Origin of the sequence: Cedecea sp. P7760, from assembly GCF_013386425.1 — a bacterium.
In the GTDB taxonomy this organism is placed as follows: Bacteria; Pseudomonadota; Gammaproteobacteria; order Enterobacterales; family Enterobacteriaceae; genus Cedecea; species Cedecea selenatireducens.
This window is the reverse complement of the sequence record NZ_JACARU010000030.1, coordinates 94,618-110,585: the sequence shown is the minus strand read 5'-3', so window position 1 is coordinate 110,585 and position 15,968 is coordinate 94,618. Positions and strand designations below refer to the sequence as shown.

The 15,968-nt window shown below is 55.6% G+C and carries 14 protein-coding genes and 1 other annotated feature; of the genes, 11 read left to right on the top strand and 3 right to left on the bottom strand.

Features of this window, described 5'->3' with window-relative positions:
- From HX778_RS12865 to HX778_RS12855, 3 genes are read left to right on the top strand one after another with little or no spacing between them, the layout of a single operon-like run.
- Entirely contained in the window at positions 1–831 is an 831-nt protein-coding gene (locus HX778_RS12865; protein ID WP_038475725.1) for an ABC transporter permease, read from the top strand.
- Complete coding sequence (locus HX778_RS12860; RefSeq protein WP_176982205.1) at positions 828–2,450, top strand: ABC transporter ATP-binding protein; 1,623 nt, start codon at positions 828–830, stop codon at positions 2,448–2,450. Before HX778_RS12865 ends, HX778_RS12860 begins: the two co-directional genes overlap by 4 nt.
- Positions 2,447–4,468, top strand: a complete 2,022-nt coding sequence (locus HX778_RS12855; RefSeq protein ID WP_176982204.1) for a CocE/NonD family hydrolase — start codon at positions 2,447–2,449, stop codon at positions 4,466–4,468. Before HX778_RS12860 ends, HX778_RS12855 begins: the two co-directional genes overlap by 4 nt.
- Before the next feature lie 56 nt (positions 4,469–4,524).
- Here the strand turns inward: HX778_RS12855 and arcA are convergent, their stop codons facing one another.
- Positions 4,525–5,241: a two-component system response regulator ArcA gene (gene arcA, locus HX778_RS12850; RefSeq protein WP_008461663.1), complete on the bottom strand. Its 717-nt coding sequence runs from the start codon at positions 5,239–5,241 to the stop codon at positions 4,525–4,527.
- Positions 5,242–5,337: 96 nt separating this feature from the next.
- Here arcA and yjjY point away from each other — a divergent pair, with 96 nt between their 5' ends.
- The 6 genes from yjjY to thrC all read left to right on the top strand — a co-directional run bounded on the left by yjjY (position 5,338) and on the right by thrC (position 11,599).
- Positions 5,338–5,478 carry a protein YjjY gene (gene yjjY, locus HX778_RS12845; protein ID WP_144244039.1) on the top strand — a complete coding sequence of 47 codons (141 nt, stop codon included), beginning with the start codon at positions 5,338–5,340 and terminating at the stop codon, positions 5,476–5,478.
- A 403-nt stretch (positions 5,479–5,881) separates the two neighbouring features.
- Positions 5,882–6,568, top strand: a complete 687-nt coding sequence (locus HX778_RS12840) for a tRNA/rRNA methyltransferase (RefSeq protein ID WP_038475718.1) — start codon at positions 5,882–5,884, stop codon at positions 6,566–6,568.
- Between the two features lie 197 nt (positions 6,569–6,765).
- Complete coding sequence (thrL, locus tag HX778_RS12835; RefSeq protein WP_071530522.1) at positions 6,766–6,834, top strand: thr operon leader peptide; 69 nt, start codon at positions 6,766–6,768, stop codon at positions 6,832–6,834.
- Positions 6,773–6,890 (top strand) — a sequence feature (Thr leader region). (Overlaps the previous gene by 62 nt.)
- A 25-nt stretch (positions 6,891–6,915) precedes the next feature.
- Positions 6,916–9,378, top strand: coding sequence for a bifunctional aspartate kinase/homoserine dehydrogenase I (gene thrA / locus HX778_RS12830; RefSeq protein WP_038475716.1), 2,463 nt, complete (start codon positions 6,916–6,918; stop codon positions 9,376–9,378).
- A gap of 1 nt (position 9,379) precedes the next feature.
- Entirely contained in the window at positions 9,380–10,309 is a 930-nt protein-coding gene (thrB, locus tag HX778_RS12825; RefSeq protein WP_038475714.1) for a homoserine kinase, read from the top strand.
- A gap of 3 nt (positions 10,310–10,312) precedes the next feature.
- On the top strand, positions 10,313–11,599 hold the full coding sequence (thrC, locus tag HX778_RS12820) for a threonine synthase (RefSeq protein ID WP_176982203.1): 1,287 nt from the start codon (positions 10,313–10,315) through the stop codon (positions 11,597–11,599).
- Between the two features lie 159 nt (positions 11,600–11,758).
- Here thrC and yaaA read toward each other — a convergent pair whose 3' ends face one another.
- Together yaaA and HX778_RS12810 are read right to left on the bottom strand one after the other, a co-directional pair.
- Positions 11,759–12,532, bottom strand: coding sequence for a peroxide stress protein YaaA (gene yaaA, locus HX778_RS12815; RefSeq protein WP_176982202.1), 774 nt, complete (start codon positions 12,530–12,532; stop codon positions 11,759–11,761).
- A gap of 68 nt (positions 12,533–12,600) precedes the next feature.
- The gene (locus tag HX778_RS12810) at positions 12,601–14,043 is read right to left on the bottom strand and encodes a sodium:alanine symporter family protein (protein WP_176982201.1); all 1,443 of its coding nucleotides are present in this window, start codon (positions 14,041–14,043) and stop codon (positions 12,601–12,603) included.
- 217 nt (positions 14,044–14,260) lie between these two features.
- On the opposite strand from HX778_RS12810, the gene tal reads away from it, so the two are divergent.
- Positions 14,261–15,214 (top strand): transaldolase, encoded by a 954-nt coding sequence (gene tal, locus HX778_RS12805; protein ID WP_038475706.1) that lies wholly within the window; start codon positions 14,261–14,263, stop codon positions 15,212–15,214.
- 109 nt (positions 15,215–15,323) lie between these two features.
- Positions 15,324–15,911 (top strand): molybdopterin adenylyltransferase, encoded by a 588-nt coding sequence (mog, locus tag HX778_RS12800; protein ID WP_176982200.1) that lies wholly within the window; start codon positions 15,324–15,326, stop codon positions 15,909–15,911.
- The last annotated feature ends 57 nt before the right edge of the window (positions 15,912–15,968 follow it).

The following is a 15,968-nucleotide window of genomic DNA, read 5'->3' as shown; positions in this document are numbered from 1 at the left end:
ATGAAAAATATTAAAATTCGCACGGTGCCGCTGTCGGCAATATTGGGCCTGGCCATCATTGCCATCAATTTGATTGCCGCGCTTTTTGCTCCCTGGCTGGCGCCACACAGCGAAACGGCGCAGGTGGGTGACATCTGGATGCTGCCGTCCAGTTCGATGCCGTTCGGCACTGATAGCCTCGGGCGGGATATGCTTTCGCGCATTCTGTTCGGTGCCAGAACTACCATTGCCATCGCGCTGGCGATCACCGCTATCTCGTTTGTGGTGGGCATTATTACCGGGTTTACCGCCGCTATTTACGGGCGCTGGGTGGACGTCGTGCTCACCCGCATCGTTGATACGCTGATGTCGATTCCGGTCCTGATTTTGGCGCTGATCGTGCTGTCCGTGCTGGGAACGTCTATTCCCGTCCTGGTCGGGACTATTGCGCTATTAGATGCGACCCGTGTTTTCCGCCTTGCCAGGCTTGTCGCACAGGGGATTGTTTGTCTCGAGTACGTGGAGGCGGCACGCCTGCGTGGAGAAGGGCTGTGGTGGATTGTGCGCAAAGAGTTTCTGCCTAACGCCATGCCGCCGCTGCTGGCAGAGTTTGGTATGCGCTTTTGTTTTACCTTCCTGTTTATTGCCGGGCTGAGCTTCCTTGGGCTGGGTATTCAGCCGCCGTGGGCGGACTGGGGCAGCATGGTGCGCGACAACGCTCAGGCCATCAATTTTGGTCAGTTTGCTCCGCTTTACCCTGCCGCGGCCATTGCCCTGCTGACGATTGGCGTCAACCTGGTGGTCGACTGGCTGCTGGTGCGTAATAACCTTTCGCTGGGAGAAGAGGGATGACACAACCGATCTTACAGATGCGCGATTTACGCATTGAGACCGAGCAGGGGCTGCCGCTGGTGAAAGGTATCTCTCTAAGCCTGATGCCCGGTGAAGTGCTGGGACTCATTGGTGAGTCCGGCGCAGGTAAATCGACCATTGGCCTGGCCGCTTTGGGCTACGCCAGGCCGGGTTGCCGTATTGCGGGCGGTGAAGTGCTGGTTGCCGGGCAAAACATTGTGGCGCTTTCCAGCAAAGAGAAACGGGAGTTTCGCGGTAAACGCGTGGCCTATGTTGCGCAGAGCGCCGCCGCGGCGTTTAACCCGGCGCTAACCATCGGCAAGCAGGTTTGCGAGGGGCCACTTCGGCACGGTTTGATGAATCAGGAGGAGGCGCAGGCCTGGGCCGTGACGCTGTTTAAAGCGCTGGATCTCCCCGAACCTGAAACGATCGGCCAGCGTTATCCGCATCAGCTCTCTGGCGGCCAGCTCCAGCGCGCGATGGCGGCGATGGCGATGTCCTGCAGGCCGGATATTCTGGTGCTGGATGAACCTACCACCGCGCTGGACGTCACCACCCAAATCGAGGTGCTGGTGATGCTGCGTAAGCTGGTCAGAGAATTTAATACCGCCGCGCTGTACATCACCCACGATCTGGCGGTCGTGGCCCAAATTGCCGACCGCATCATGGTCCTGCGGCAGGGAAGCGAAGTGGAAAGCGGCAGCACCGCCGATATTCTGCAAAATCCTGCCGAAAGCTACACCCAGCGGCTGGTGTCGGAACGTGCTCATGCCCTGACGCCGGTTCACGCCGGAAGTAAACCTGAAGGGCGGCTCCTTGCGCTGGAAAATCTCTCAACCGGGTACAACGGTAAGGCCGTCGTGCACAACGTCTCTCTGAGTATTGCCAAAGGGGAAACGATGGCCATTATCGGCGAGTCCGGCAGCGGGAAGAGTACGCTGGCTCGCGCCCTGTGCGGCCTGCTGAGCGACACGAAGGGAACGGTCACCTTCGCCGACAAGACGCTGGCCAACCGCTACCAGCAGCGTGATAAAGAGACGCTGCGGCGTATTCAAATGATCTATCAGCTGCCCGACGTGGCGCTCAACCCAAGACAGACCGTGCTTGAGGCTATTGGTCGCCCGGTGGCGTTTTATTTTGGCCTCGATAAACAGCAGGTTCGTGCGCGGGTGCTTGAGTTGCTGAAGCTGACCGAACTCCCTGATTACCTCCTTGACCGCTACCCAGGTTCGCTTTCCGGGGGCCAAAAGCAGCGGGTATGTATTGCGAGAGCGCTGGCCGCAAAGCCAGATCTGATTATCTGTGATGAGGCAACCTCCGCGCTCGATCCGCTGGTGGCAGAAGAGGTTCTGAAGCTGCTGCGAAACCTGCAGGAACAGCTGGGGCTGTCTTACTTATTCATCACCCACGATCTGAGCACGGTAAAACGTATCGCCCAGCAGGTTGCCGTGATGTATCAGGGCAACGTTGTGGCACAGGGGCCGACCGGGCAGGTATTCAGCGCCCCGATGCACAGCTATACCGAAAAACTGCTGACCTCGGTGCCGGAAATGCGCGCCTCCTGGCTGGACGAGGTGCTGGGTCAGCGTCAGTTAAACGCGATGGCAGGAGCCTCATGAAAACTCTGATAACGCAATTTCCCCACAGCGTGAGCGTGACGGAACACCTGTGGATCGTTCTGCAAGACGGGACTCGCCTGGCCGCGCGTATGTGGCTGCCCTTGTCGGCCTCGCAGCAGCCGGTGCCCGCTATCCTCGAGTACATCCCCTACCGCAAGCGCGACGGAACACGTACTCGTGATGAGCCGATGCATGGCTATTTCGCCGGCAATGGTTACGCGGTACTGCGTGTGGACATGCGCGGTAGCGGCGACTCTGACGGGCTGATGGCCGACGAGTATCTGCTGCAGGAGCAGGAAGATGCCCTGGAAGTGATCGACTGGATCAGCCGTCAGGCCTGGTGCAACGGCGCCGTGGGGATGATGGGCAAATCCTGGGGCGGGTTTAACTGCCTGCAGCTTGCCGCTCGTCGCCCTCCGGCCTTAAAAGCCATCATTACGGTTTGCTCGACGGACGATCGTTACAACGACGATATCCACTACAAAGGCGGCTGCCTGCTGAATGATAACCTGTGGTGGGGCGGGATTATGCTGGCCTATCAAAGCCGCCCGCAGGATCCGGAGCTGGTGGGGGAGGGCTGGTATCAGGCCTGGCTCAATCGTCTTGAAAACATGCCTTTCTTCCCGGCACTGTGGATGGAGCATCCGTTGAAGGATGATTACTGGAAACACGGCTCGGTCGGTGAGGACTGGCAGGCCATTACCTGCCCTGTAATGGCGGTGGGCGGCTGGGCGGATTCCTACAGCAATGCGGTCTTCCGCCTGATGGATAATCTCGACGTTCCTCGTAAGGCGATTCTCGGTCCGTGGGCGCATATTTATCCGCAGGACGGTTCACCTGCTCCGGCTATCGGCTTTCTGCAGGAGGCGGTGAGCTGGTGGGATCGCTGGCTGAAGCAGGTCGACAATGACGTGCTGGACGGCCCGCGCATTCAGGCGTGGCTCAACGACAGCCAGCGGCCCGATTCGCAGCGTCCGCAGGCCTTCGGGGAGTGGATTGCCATTGAGGATGATACGGATGCGGTGACCGCACCTCAGCGCTGGCATTTGCAGCCAGGCCGGCTGATGACAACGCCGTTGGCAAATGCATACCGGCAGGAGATCCGTAGCGTACAGAACCACGGGCTGTTTGCCGGGGAGTGGATGGGGGCTGGCGTGCTGGGGGAAAGCCCGAGCGATCAGCGGATGGACGAAGGCCTTGCTGAAAGCTTTGACAGCGCGCCGCTGGACGAAAGTCTGGCGATCTACGGTTTTCCGCAGTTTGACGTTACGCTCGCCAGCGATAAACCAGCGGCCATGCTGTATGTCCGCTTGTCGGACGTTGCGCCAGACGGGGCGTCGACCCGCGTCAGTCACGGTTGGGTGAACCTGAGTCATTTGCAGGGGCAGGAGCAGAACGTCGCGCTGGTGCCCGGCGAAAAGGTCAACGTCACCGTGCAGCTGGACGGCATAGCCTGGCGCTTTGCCGCAGGGCATCGGCTGCGTGTTTCTCTGGCGACCACGTTCTGGCCGATGGTCTGGCCGATGGCCGAAAATGCAACGCTTAGCGTTGACCTGGCGAGCGCCCGGCTGCAATTGCCGGTTTGCCGGGAAGTGAAGCCGATAGCCGGGCCTAATCCTCAGCCGGAAACTGCGGCAAATACGCCTCTTACGATCCTGTCCCCTGGGCGAGTCGAACGCGAGCTGCGCTATGACGCGGTGAGCGATAGCTGGCAGAGCATTACCGAGGGCGTGGGCGGCGTGTTTGGCGAGGGCGTGTACCGTTTTGACGATATCAATACGACCGTCGATCATAGCCTTCGGCGTCAGCTGACCGTGCAGAATGCTGACCCGCTCTCGGCGCATTATCTGCTGACTCAGAACATGAAAATTGGGCGAGAAGGCTGGTGGACGGATACGGATATTGTGCTGGAGATGCGCAGCGACCGGACGCATTTTATCGTTAGCGGAAAAATGACGGTTAAACACAACGAAGAGACGGTCTTTACCCGCGACTGGGATGAACGCATTGCTCGCTGAATGACGGGCATAAAAAAGGGCTGACGCTGGTCAGCCCTTTTCGTAATCTTTCTTGCTTATTCCTGCAGATCGCCGCAGAAACGGTAACCTTCGCCGTGAATCGTGGCGATGATTTCCGGCGTATCCGGCGTGGATTCGAAGTGTTTACGAATACGGCGGATAGTCACATCGACGGTGCGGTCATGCGGCTTCAGCTCGCGACCGGTCATTTTCTTCAGCAGTTCAGCACGAGACTGAATTTTGCCTGGGTTTTCACAGAAGTGCAGCATCGCGCGGAATTCACTACGCGGCAGCTTGTACTGTTCACCGTTCGGGCTAACCAGTGAGCGGCTGTTGATGTCCAGCTCCCAGCCGTTGAATTTGTAGCTCTCAACGGAGCGACGCTCTTCGCTGATAGCGCCTAAGTTCATCGTACGGGACAGCAAGTTACGTGCACGAATGGTCAATTCACGCGGGTTGAATGGCTTGGTGATGTAGTCATCTGCGCCAATTTCAAGACCCAGGATCTTGTCCACTTCGTTATCACGGCCCGTCAGGAACATCAGCGCCACATTGGCTTGCTCGCGAAGTTCACGCGCCAGCAGCAGGCCGTTTTTACCCGGCAGGTTGATGTCCATAATGACGAGGTTGATGTCATTATCGGCAAGGATTTGATGCATCTCTGCGCCATCGGTCGCTTCAAAAACATCATAGCCTTCCGCTTCAAAAATGCTTTTTAGCGTGTTGCGTGTTACTAATTCGTCTTCGACGATAAGAATGTGCGGGGTCTGCATGTTTGCTACCTAAAATTGCCAACTAAATCGAAACAGGAAGTACAAAAGTCCCTGACCTGCCTGTTACATGCCATAAATTAACATGCCGGGCTTAACGTGACTAAAGTACGTAATTGCGTTCTTGATGCACTTTCCATCAACGTCAACAACATCATTAGCTTGGTCGTGGGTACGTTCCCTTTTGACCCGACGGTGTCAAAAACGGCTATTATCCTAACCATTTTAACAGCAACATAACAGGCTAGTGCTGCTTAGACACCTGATAAAACTACGCTTCGTTGACATATATCAATTTCAATTGTAGCACGTTAACAGTTTCATTAAATCATCGTAGCTCAATGCTAGCTTTTGTCACAACTATTTAATAATCAAGATCGTAAAGCGTTAAAAAAACCAGGCCGAATCTGGCCTGTGGCTTCCACCGGCTCGTAAAGAAATAAACCATGCTAAACAAATGGATATAAGATGTATTTACAACGTTCTTATGCCATATAATCATGTAAAAGCATAAGCTTAAGTTATACGTTGCGTGAGTGGCTACAGTTATAATATATGTTGCAACAAAGTAAATTTGCGATGCGTATTATCAAAATTTGTGCATCACTTCGCACGTTTTTACGAATTTTAGAAGAGAGTTCCAATGCGTTTGCCAATTATCCTGGTTTCACCAGCCAGAGCTGAGAACGTCGGGGCTGCCGCCCGGGCCATGAAAACGATGGGTTTTACGGAGCTGCGCATCGTCGCCAGTGATGCACATCTCCAGCCTGCCGCGCGTTGGGTTGCCCACGGGGCGGGCGATATCCTTGACGGCGTGCGCCACTACGACACCCTTGCCGAAGCTCTGAGCGACGTTGATTTTTCGATAGCGACGACGGCCCGCAGCCGGGCGAAATTCCACTACTACGCCACGCCGGAGCAGCTGGTGCCGCTGCTGGAAGAGAAGCGTCAATGGGTAGGGTGCGCGGCGCTGGTGTTTGGCCGGGAGGATTCCGGACTGACTAACGAAGAGCTGGAGCTGGCGGATGTTTTAACCGGCGTACCGATGGTTGCGGATTATCCTTCGCTCAATCTGGGTCAGGCCGTGATGGTTTATTGCTACCAGCTTTCCGCCCTGATGCAGCTCCCGCCGGTGGAAAATCCAGAGGGTGATGGTCAACAATTGAACGCTTTGCGCTTACGGATTGCCGCGTTGTTAAACCGGCTTGAGGTTGCCGGTGACCAAAAAATGGTCGACTGGGTACAGCAGCGCCTGGGGCTGCTCGAGCAGAGAGACACCGCAATGCTGCACCGTTTGCTCCATGATATCGAAAAAAAATTACCAGAATAAAATTTCTTTAAATTTAATTTATTTGAAGTTTATATCTAATTTAATGCCGGTTTTTCGTGTTTTTACCATCATTTTTGGCGGATTTACCAGCGTGACCGAACAAGTCGATTTTTTGTGACAGAACTAAAAAAAATTGACTTGATAAGGGGATTGCTTTAACCAATAGAGCTAATACAAATTTAGAGCACACAACATCCATGTTCCGCTTCAGCCTGATTACCACAATTATCACAACCACCATTACCACAGGTAACGGTGCGGGCTGACGCATACAGGTAAAAATGAAAAAAGCCCGCACCTAAACAGTGCGGGCTTTTTTTTCGGGAAAAAATCAAGGGGTCACAACAATGCGAGTGTTGAAATTCGGCGGTACTTCGGTGGCAAATGCGGAACGTTTTCTCCGCGTTGCCGATATCCTGGAAAGTAATGCCAAACAGGGGCAGGTGGCGACCGTGCTGTCTGCTCCGGCAAAAATTACTAACCACCTTGTGGCGATGATAGAGAAAACTATCGGTGGCCAGGATGCAGTGCCGAATATCAGCGACGCCGAGCGTATTTTCTCCGAACTGCTGACTGGCCTGGCAGAGGCGCAGCCGGGCTTCCCGCTGGCCGAGCTAAAGGCCGTGGTGAATCAAGAGTTTGCCCAGCTTAAGCACGTTCTGCACGGCATCAGCCTGCTGGGACAGTGCCCGGACAGCATCAACGCGGCGATCATTTGCCGGGGTGAGAAGCTGTCGATCGCGATTATGTCTGGCGTGCTGCAGGCCCGAGGCTACCAGGTTACGGTTATCGATCCCGTCGAGAAGCTGCTGGCCGTGGGCCACTATCTGGACTCGAGCGTGGATATTGCAGAATCTACCCGCCGTATCGCAGCCAGCCGCATTCCTGAAGATCACATGATCCTGATGGCTGGCTTTACCGCCGGTAACGAGAAAGGTGAGCTGGTGGTGCTGGGCCGTAACGGCTCCGACTATTCTGCCGCCGTGCTGGCCGCCTGTCTGCGAGCCGACTGTTGTGAGATCTGGACTGACGTCGACGGCGTTTATACCTGCGACCCGCGCCAGGTCCCGGACGCCAGGTTGCTGAAGTCGATGTCTTACCAGGAAGCGATGGAGCTTTCCTACTTCGGCGCTAAAGTTCTTCACCCTCGCACGATCACCCCGATTGCACAGTTCCAGATCCCTTGCCTGATTAAAAATACCGGAAACCCTCAGGCGCCAGGCACCCTTATTGGCGATAAAAGCGACGATGAAGGACTGCCGGTTAAGGGCATTACCAATCTGAATAATATGGCAATGTTCAGCGTGTCCGGCCCGGGCATGAAGGGCATGGTCGGCATGGCCGCGCGCGTGTTTGCCGCGATGTCCCGTGCCGGCATCTCCGTGGTGCTGATTACCCAGTCTTCTTCTGAATACAGCATCAGCTTCTGCGTGCCGCAGGCTGACTGTGGCCGTGCCCGCAAGGCGATGGAAGATGAATTCTATCTCGAGCTGAAAGAAGAGCTGCTGGAGCCGCTGGCGGTGACCGAGCGTCTGGCGGTTATCTCCGTCGTGGGTGACGGCATGAAGACGCTGCGCGGTATCTCCGCCAAGTTCTTTGCCGCGCTGGCTCGGGCAAATATCAATATTATCGCTATCGCCCAGGGCTCCTCCGAGCGTTCGATCTCCGTTGTGGTGAACAACGACGATGCCGTGACCGGCGTGCGTGTCACCCACCAGATGCTGTTTAACACCGACCAGGTTATCGAGCTGTTCCTTGTTGGCGTTGGCGGCGTGGGCGCGGCTTTGCTCGAGCAGGTTAAGCGCCAGCAGGCGTGGCTGAAGGCGAAGCACATCGACCTGCGCGTCTGCGGCGTGGCGAACTCTAAAGCGCTGCTGACCAACGTTCACGGCCTCGATCTTGAAAACTGGCAGCAGGCGCTGGAGCAGGCGAAAGAGCCGTTCAACCTTGGCCGCCTGATTCGCCTGGTGAAAGAGTACCATCTGCTGAACCCGGTCATTGTGGACTGTACCTCCAGCCAGGCCGTAGCGGATCAGTACGCCGACTTCCTGAGCGAAGGTTTCCACGTGGTGACGCCAAACAAAAAGGCCAACACCTCGAGCATGAATTACTATCACCAGATGCGTAATGCCGCCGAGAAATCGCGCCGTAAATTCCTCTACGACACCAACGTTGGCGCGGGTTTGCCGGTGATTGAAAACCTGCAAAATCTGCTGAATGCGGGTGATGAACTGCAGCGTTTTTCCGGCATTCTTTCCGGATCGCTCTCTTACATCTTCGGCAAGCTGGACGAGGGGATGAGCTTCTCGCTTGCCACCAGCACCGCCCGTGAGATGGGGTATACCGAACCGGATCCGCGTGACGATCTTTCCGGCATGGACGTTGCTCGTAAGCTGTTGATTCTGGCCCGTGAGACCGGAAGCGATCTGGAACTTTCGGATATCGAGATCGAATCTGTGCTTCCGGAAAATTTTGATGCGAGCGGAGACGTCGAGTCTTTTATGGCACGCCTTCCTCAGTTGGATGATGAGTTTGCGGCTCGTGTGAGGAAGGCGCGTGACGATGGGAAAGTGCTACGTTACGTCGGCATTATTGAAGAAGACGGCAGCTGTAAAGTGAAAATCGATGCCGTAGACGGCAACGATCCGCTGTATAAGGTGAAAAATGGCGAAAACGCCCTGGCCTTCTACAGCCACTATTATCAACCGTTGCCGATGGTTCTACGTGGCTATGGCGCGGGTAATGACGTTACCGCAGCCGGTGTTTTCGCGGATCTGCTTCGTACCCTGTCATGGAAGTTAGGAGTTTAAGATGGTTAAAGTATATGCCCCGGCTTCCAGCGCCAATATGAGCGTCGGATTCGACGTGCTGGGCGCGGCGGTGTCGCCCATTGATGGTTCACATCTCGGTGATTATGTCACGGTGGAGGCGGCGGACAGCTTCAGCCTCACCAACCTTGGGCGCTTCGCCAGCAAACTGCCGGATGAGCCGCGTGAGAACATTGTTTATCAGTGCTGGGAGCGTTTTTGCCAGGAGGTAGGTAAAACGATCCCCGTGGCGATGACGCTTGAGAAAAACATGCCTATTGGTTCTGGCCTGGGTTCCAGCGCCTGCTCTGTGGTTGCTGGCCTGATGGCGATGAATGAATTCTGCGGCAAGCCTCTTAGCGACACGCGTCTGCTGGGGCTGATGGGCGAGCTGGAAGGGCGTATTTCCGGCAGCATTCATTACGACAACGTAGCGCCTTGTTTCCTCGGCGGAATGCAGTTGATGATCGAAGAAAGCGGCATCATCAGCCAGCAGGTGCCAGGCTTTGATGAGTGGCTGTGGGTGCTGGCTTACCCTGGCATTAAGGTTTCGACCGCAGAAGCACGTGCGATTTTACCTGCCCAGTATCGCCGCCAGGACTGCATCAGTCACGGTCGCCATTTGGCCGGTTTTATTCATGCCTGCCACACCCGCCAGCCTGCGCTTGCCGCAAAATTGATGCGGGATGTCATCGCCGAGCCTTACCGCGCCAAACTGCTGCCTAAGTTTGATGAGTCCCGTAAGGCCGTCGCGGATATTGGCGCGCTGGCGAGCGGGATTTCGGGTTCCGGCCCGACCTTATTTGCACTGTGCGATAACACCGACACCGCACAGCGCGTGGCTGACTGGCTCAGCCAACATTATTTGCAGAACCAGGAAGGTTTTGTACATATTTGCCGTCTGGATACGGCTGGCGCACGAGTTTTGGGATAAAGCATGAAACTGTACAACCTTAAAGATCACAACGAGCAGGTCTCTTTTGCACAGGCCGTTACCCAGGGGCTGGGCAAGCAGCAGGGTCTGTTCTTCCCGCACGACCTGCCGGAGTTTGAGCTGACTGAAATCGACGCCATGCTGGATATGGACTTTGTCAGCCGCAGCAGCAAAATTTTGTCTGCGTTTATCGGCGATGAGATCCCGCAGGAGATTCTGGAAGAGCGCGTGCGAGCGGCTTTCGCCTTCCCTGCACCGGTAAATATGGTCGAACCGGACGTAGGCTGCCTGGAGCTGTTCCACGGCCCGACGCTGGCGTTTAAAGACTTTGGCGGGCGCTTTATGGCCCAGATGCTGACCCACATCAGCGGCGACAAACCGGTGACCATTCTGACCGCTACATCAGGCGACACCGGCGCGGCCGTGGCTCATGCGTTTTATGGCATTGAGAACGTACGCGTAGTCATTCTTTACCCACGTGGGAAAATCAGCCCGCTGCAGGAAAAACTGTTCTGTACCCTCGGCGGCAATATCGAAACCGTGGCGATTGACGGTGACTTCGATGCCTGTCAGGCGCTGGTAAAACAGGCATTTGACGATGAAGAACTGAAAGTGGCGCTTGGGTTAAACTCGGCGAACTCCATCAATATCAGCCGCCTGCTGGCGCAGATTTGCTACTACTTTGAAGCCGTGGCTCAGCTGCCGCAGGAAGCCCGTAACCAGCTGGTGGTTTCCGTGCCGAGCGGCAACTTCGGTGACCTGACTGCGGGCCTGCTGGCGAAATCACTCGGCCTGCCGATTAAGCGTTTTATCGCCGCCACGAATGCCAACGACACCGTTCCACGCTTCCTCGCAGAAGGCCAGTGGGCGCCTAAAACGACCGTTGCAACGCTTTCCAACGCGATGGACGTAAGCCAGCCTAACAACTGGCCGCGCGTGGAAGAATTGTTCCGCCGCAAAATCTGGCGCCTGACCGACCTGGGCTATGCCGCAGTCACCGATGAAACCACCAAAGAGACGATGCGTGAGCTGAAGGCTATTGGTTACGTTTCTGAACCGCATGCGGCCATTGCTTACCGTGCCCTGCGCGACCAGCTGCAGCCTGGCGAGTTTGGCCTGTTCCTGGGGACTGCGCATCCGGCGAAGTTTAAAGAGAGCGTGGAAGAGATTCTGGGTGAAGCGCTGCCGTTGCCGCAGGAGCTGGCATCCCGCGCCGACCTGCCGCTGCTGTCCCACAATCTTCCGGCTGATTTCGCCGAACTGCGTAAGTTCATGATGGTTAAAGCTTAATCCTGAAGCCCCATTTTGTTGGTAAAAATGGGGGCTTTTTCTCTGCTGGCAGCGCCATGCACATTTCGATGGCCCGCCGCGCTATCATCATGATGACCGCTGGGATAGATGACCGGCGCTAGTGCAAATTAAAACGCCAGCTTAGCGCTGGCGTTTTTTTTACTGCTCGTGGCGCTTAAATACCAGTTCGTTTTTCTGTGAGGCGTCTGCATCAAAGAAGTAGCCGTCGGTATTAAACGCTTTTAGCTGTTCGGGCTTCGTCAGGCGATTCTCAATGATGTAGCGGCTCATCATCCCACGCGCTTTTTTCGCATAGAAGCTGATGACTTTAAACTTGCCGTTTTTCTCATCCAGGAAGACGGGCTTGATGATTTCCGCATTCAGCTTCTTCGGCTTAACCGCCTTAAAGTATTCATCAGACGCCAGGTTTACCACGATGTTGCCGCCCTGTGTCGCCAGCACCTGGTTGAGCTTCTCGGTTATCGTGTCGCCCCAGAAGTGGTAGAGATCTTTGCCTTTCGGGTTTTCCAGGCGAATGCCCATTTCCAGGCGGTAGGGCTGCATCAGATCCAGCGGGCGCAGTACGCCGTACAGCCCGGAAAGCATACGCAGGTGCTGCTGGGCGAAATCAAAGTCCGCTTCGCTGAATTCTTCAGCCTGCAGGCCGGTATAAACATCGCCTTTAAACGCCAGAATAGCAGGGCGCGCGTTTTGTGGAGTGAACGCCGGCTGCCACTCGTGGAAGCGCGTTTCGTTCAGTGAAGCCAGCTTGTCGCTGATGCTCATCAGCGAGGCAATTTGCGGCGCGCTAAGCTTGCGGGCAACGCTGATTAACTGCCGGGAGTATTCCAGCATTTCCGGCTGTGTATAGCGGTCCGTAGGCAGCTCGCTTTGGTAATCCAGCGTCTTGGCAGGTGAGATAAGAATTAGCATGTCCACTCCTTGCATGGTTTGGCCGTTACTTTAGCAAATTTCCCGGACGTAGCGGCCTATGGCTGCAATCAGCTAAGTTTTTTTTCCACGTCTCTGTCCCAAACGCCGGGCGCAAGCTGGTTCTTAATGTCCGGGAAACGGTTTGGGTTGAATATTGGGGAGATCCCGAGCTTTTGCTGGCGCAAATAATCCGCCGCTATCGCTTTCACCACCGGGGAAAGCAGCAGAATCGCCGTGATATTGGTTATCGCCATAATAGCCATCGCCACGTCTGCTAACTGCCAGACCAGCGGCAGGGCTGCCTGCGTACCGAACATCACCATCGTTAGCACCATAAAGCGCAGTAAAAATTTCAGCACGCGGCTGTCCTGGTTCAGGAACAGCAGGTTGTTCTCTGCGTAGGTGTAGTTCGCCATGATGGAAGTGAAGGCAAAGAGGAAGACAACGATCACGATAAAACCGCTGCCCCAGCCGCCCACGGCTGAGCTAAGCGCCTGTTGAACCAGAATAATGCCGCTACGTGAGGTTTCAATGCCGTCTATCATGCCGGACATCAGCACGATGGCGGCGGTCGCGGTGCAGATGATTAGCGTGTCGATTAACACTCCAAACATTTGTACCACGCCCTGAGTCGCCGGGTGCGGAGGCCATGCAGCCGCCGCCGCTGCCGCGTTGGGGGTGGAGCCCATACCCGCCTCGTTGGAAAACATCCCGCGCTGAAAACCGTTGGTGATGGCCTGGCTGACGGTATAACCCAACGCACCTGATGCGGCTTCATGCCAGCCAAAAGCGTGGCTGAAAATCAGCCTGATAACCTCCGGGAAGCGTTCAATGTGCAGGACAACAACATACAGGCTCATGCACACCCACAGTAACGCCATCAGCGGCACCAGCCATTGCGAGAGTCGCGCGATGGTTCTCATGCCTCGCCAGATAACCAGCGCGGTCATGGCAACCAGGAAAACGCCCACCCAGATTTTCGGCACGTCAAACGCATAGTGGGTGGCGATAGCGATGGAATTAGCCTGGACGGCGTTAAAGACCATACCGAAGGCTACGATCAAAAAGACGGAAAACAGCACGCCCATCCAGCGCATGCCCAGCCCGCGCTCCATGTACCACGCCGGGCCGCCGCGATAATTGCCCTCTTTGTCCCGGCTCTTATAAAGCTGGGCAAGTGAGCATTCGGCAAAAGCGGTGGCCATGCTGAGTACCGCCGCAACCCACATCCAGAATACTGAACCTGGCCCGCCTGCGGAGATAGCCAGCGCGATGCCCGCAAGGTTCCCGCTGCCTACGCGGGCGGCAAGGCTGGTGCAGAGCGCCTGGAATGAGGATATTCCGGAAGGATCCGGTGAGTCGCTGTTACGGAGGAAAATGCGTAAACGGGTAAAATAGCGGAACTGGACGAAGCCGCTGCGGAACGTGAACCAGATGCCCGCGCCAATCAGCAGCCAGAGCAATACAGAGCCCCAGAGTACTTCGTTGATAAAAAATAAGAAATCTGTCATTAACGTCCCTCTTGTTAATGCGTGATGGCGGCGAGGTTGACGGGCCCGTGCCATGCAATCCATTACGTTACAGATAAATTGGCGGCCGAGTTTATCATATTCTGGTCCACTGGACGGACAGCACTTGTCGCGGTTGCACCTGATGGGCGGCGTGATATCATCAAGTCAGACCGGTTACATCTCCCTAACAAGCTACACCTGAAGAGAAACACTCATTATGACGGATAAATTGACTTCTTTGCGTCAACTGACCACCGTGGTTGCTGACACCGGAGATATCGCGGCAATGAAGCTGTACCAGCCGCAAGATGCTACTACCAACCCTTCTCTGATTCTTAACGCTGCGCAGATCCCTGAGTATCGCAAACTGATTGACGAAGCGATTACCTGGGCTCGTAGCCAGAGCAGCGACCGCGCTCAGCAGGTGGTTGACGCTTCCGATAAGCTGGCTGTGAACATCGGCCTGGAAATTCTGAAGCTGATCCCTGGCCGTATTTCTACCGAAGTGGATGCTCGCCTGTCTTATGACACCGAAGCCAGCATCGCTAAAGCGAAACACCTGATCAAGCTCTACAACGACGCGGGCATCAGCAACGATCGCATTCTGATTAAACTGGCTTCAACCTGGCAGGGCATTCGCGCTGCAGAGCAGCTGGAAAAAGAAGGCATCAACTGTAACCTGACCCTGCTGTTCTCCTTCGCTCAGGCGCGTGCCTGTGCTGAAGCTGGCGTATTCCTGATTTCTCCGTTCGTTGGCCGTATCCTCGACTGGTACAAAGCTAACACCGACAAGAAAGAGTACGCCCCGCAGGAAGATCCAGGCGTGGTTTCCGTGACCGAAATCTACCAGTACTACAAGCAGCACGGCTATGAAACCGTAGTTATGGGCGCAAGCTTCCGTAACGTCGGTGAAATTATCGAGCTGGCTGGCTGTGACCGCCTGACCATCGCTCCTGCTCTGCTGAAAGAGCTGTCTGAAAGCGAAGGCGCGCTCGAGCGTAAGCTGAGCTACACCGGTGAAGTGAAGGCGCGTCCTGAGCGCATCACCGAGTCCCAGTTCCTGTGGCAGCACAACCAGGATCCAATGGCCGTAGACAAGCTGGCGGACGGTATCCGTAAGTTTGCTATCGACCAGGAAAAACTGGAAAAAATGATCGGCGACCTGCTGTAATCATTCCCGTGGCCGGCGCCTGTCGGCCACGCTTTTCACCGCTTCTCCTGTCTGCATCCTCTTTCCCCGTGTATCATTCCGCTCAGGCTTGCTGATTTCCGGAAACTTTATGAATACCTTACGCATTGGACTCGTGTCCATTTCTGACCGCGCTTCCAGCGGCGTGTACCAGGACAAGGGCATCCCTGCGCTGCAGGAATGGCTGGAAAATACCCTGACTACGCCCTTTGAGATGCAAACTCGCCTGATCCCCGATGAACAGCCCATTATTGAGCAAACGCTTTGTGAGCTGGTTGATGAGATGGGCTGCCATTTGGTGCTGACCACCGGCGGAACCGGCCCCGCGCGCCGCGACGTAACGCCGGACGCTACGCTTGCGGTTGCTGACCGCGTGATGCCCGGGTTTGGCGAGCAGATGCGTCAAATCAGCCTGCATTTTGTTCCGACGGCGATCCTTTCGCGTCAGGTGGGGGTTATCCGTAAACAGGCGCTGATCGTTAACCTGCCGGGGCAGCCAAAATCAATTCAGGAAACGCTGGAAGGCGTGAAGGACGAAAGCGGGAAAGTTGTCGTGCCGGGTATTTTTGCAAGTGTACCGTATTGTATACAGTTGCTTGATGGGCCTTATATCGAAACCGATGCCGGGGTCGTAGCAGCTTTTCGTCCTAAAAGCGCACGTCGCGAAACAAAACCCTGAATAATCAGCTTTTGTGACATAAGATCGAATTGTTATGGAGTGTTAATATTTAACCGT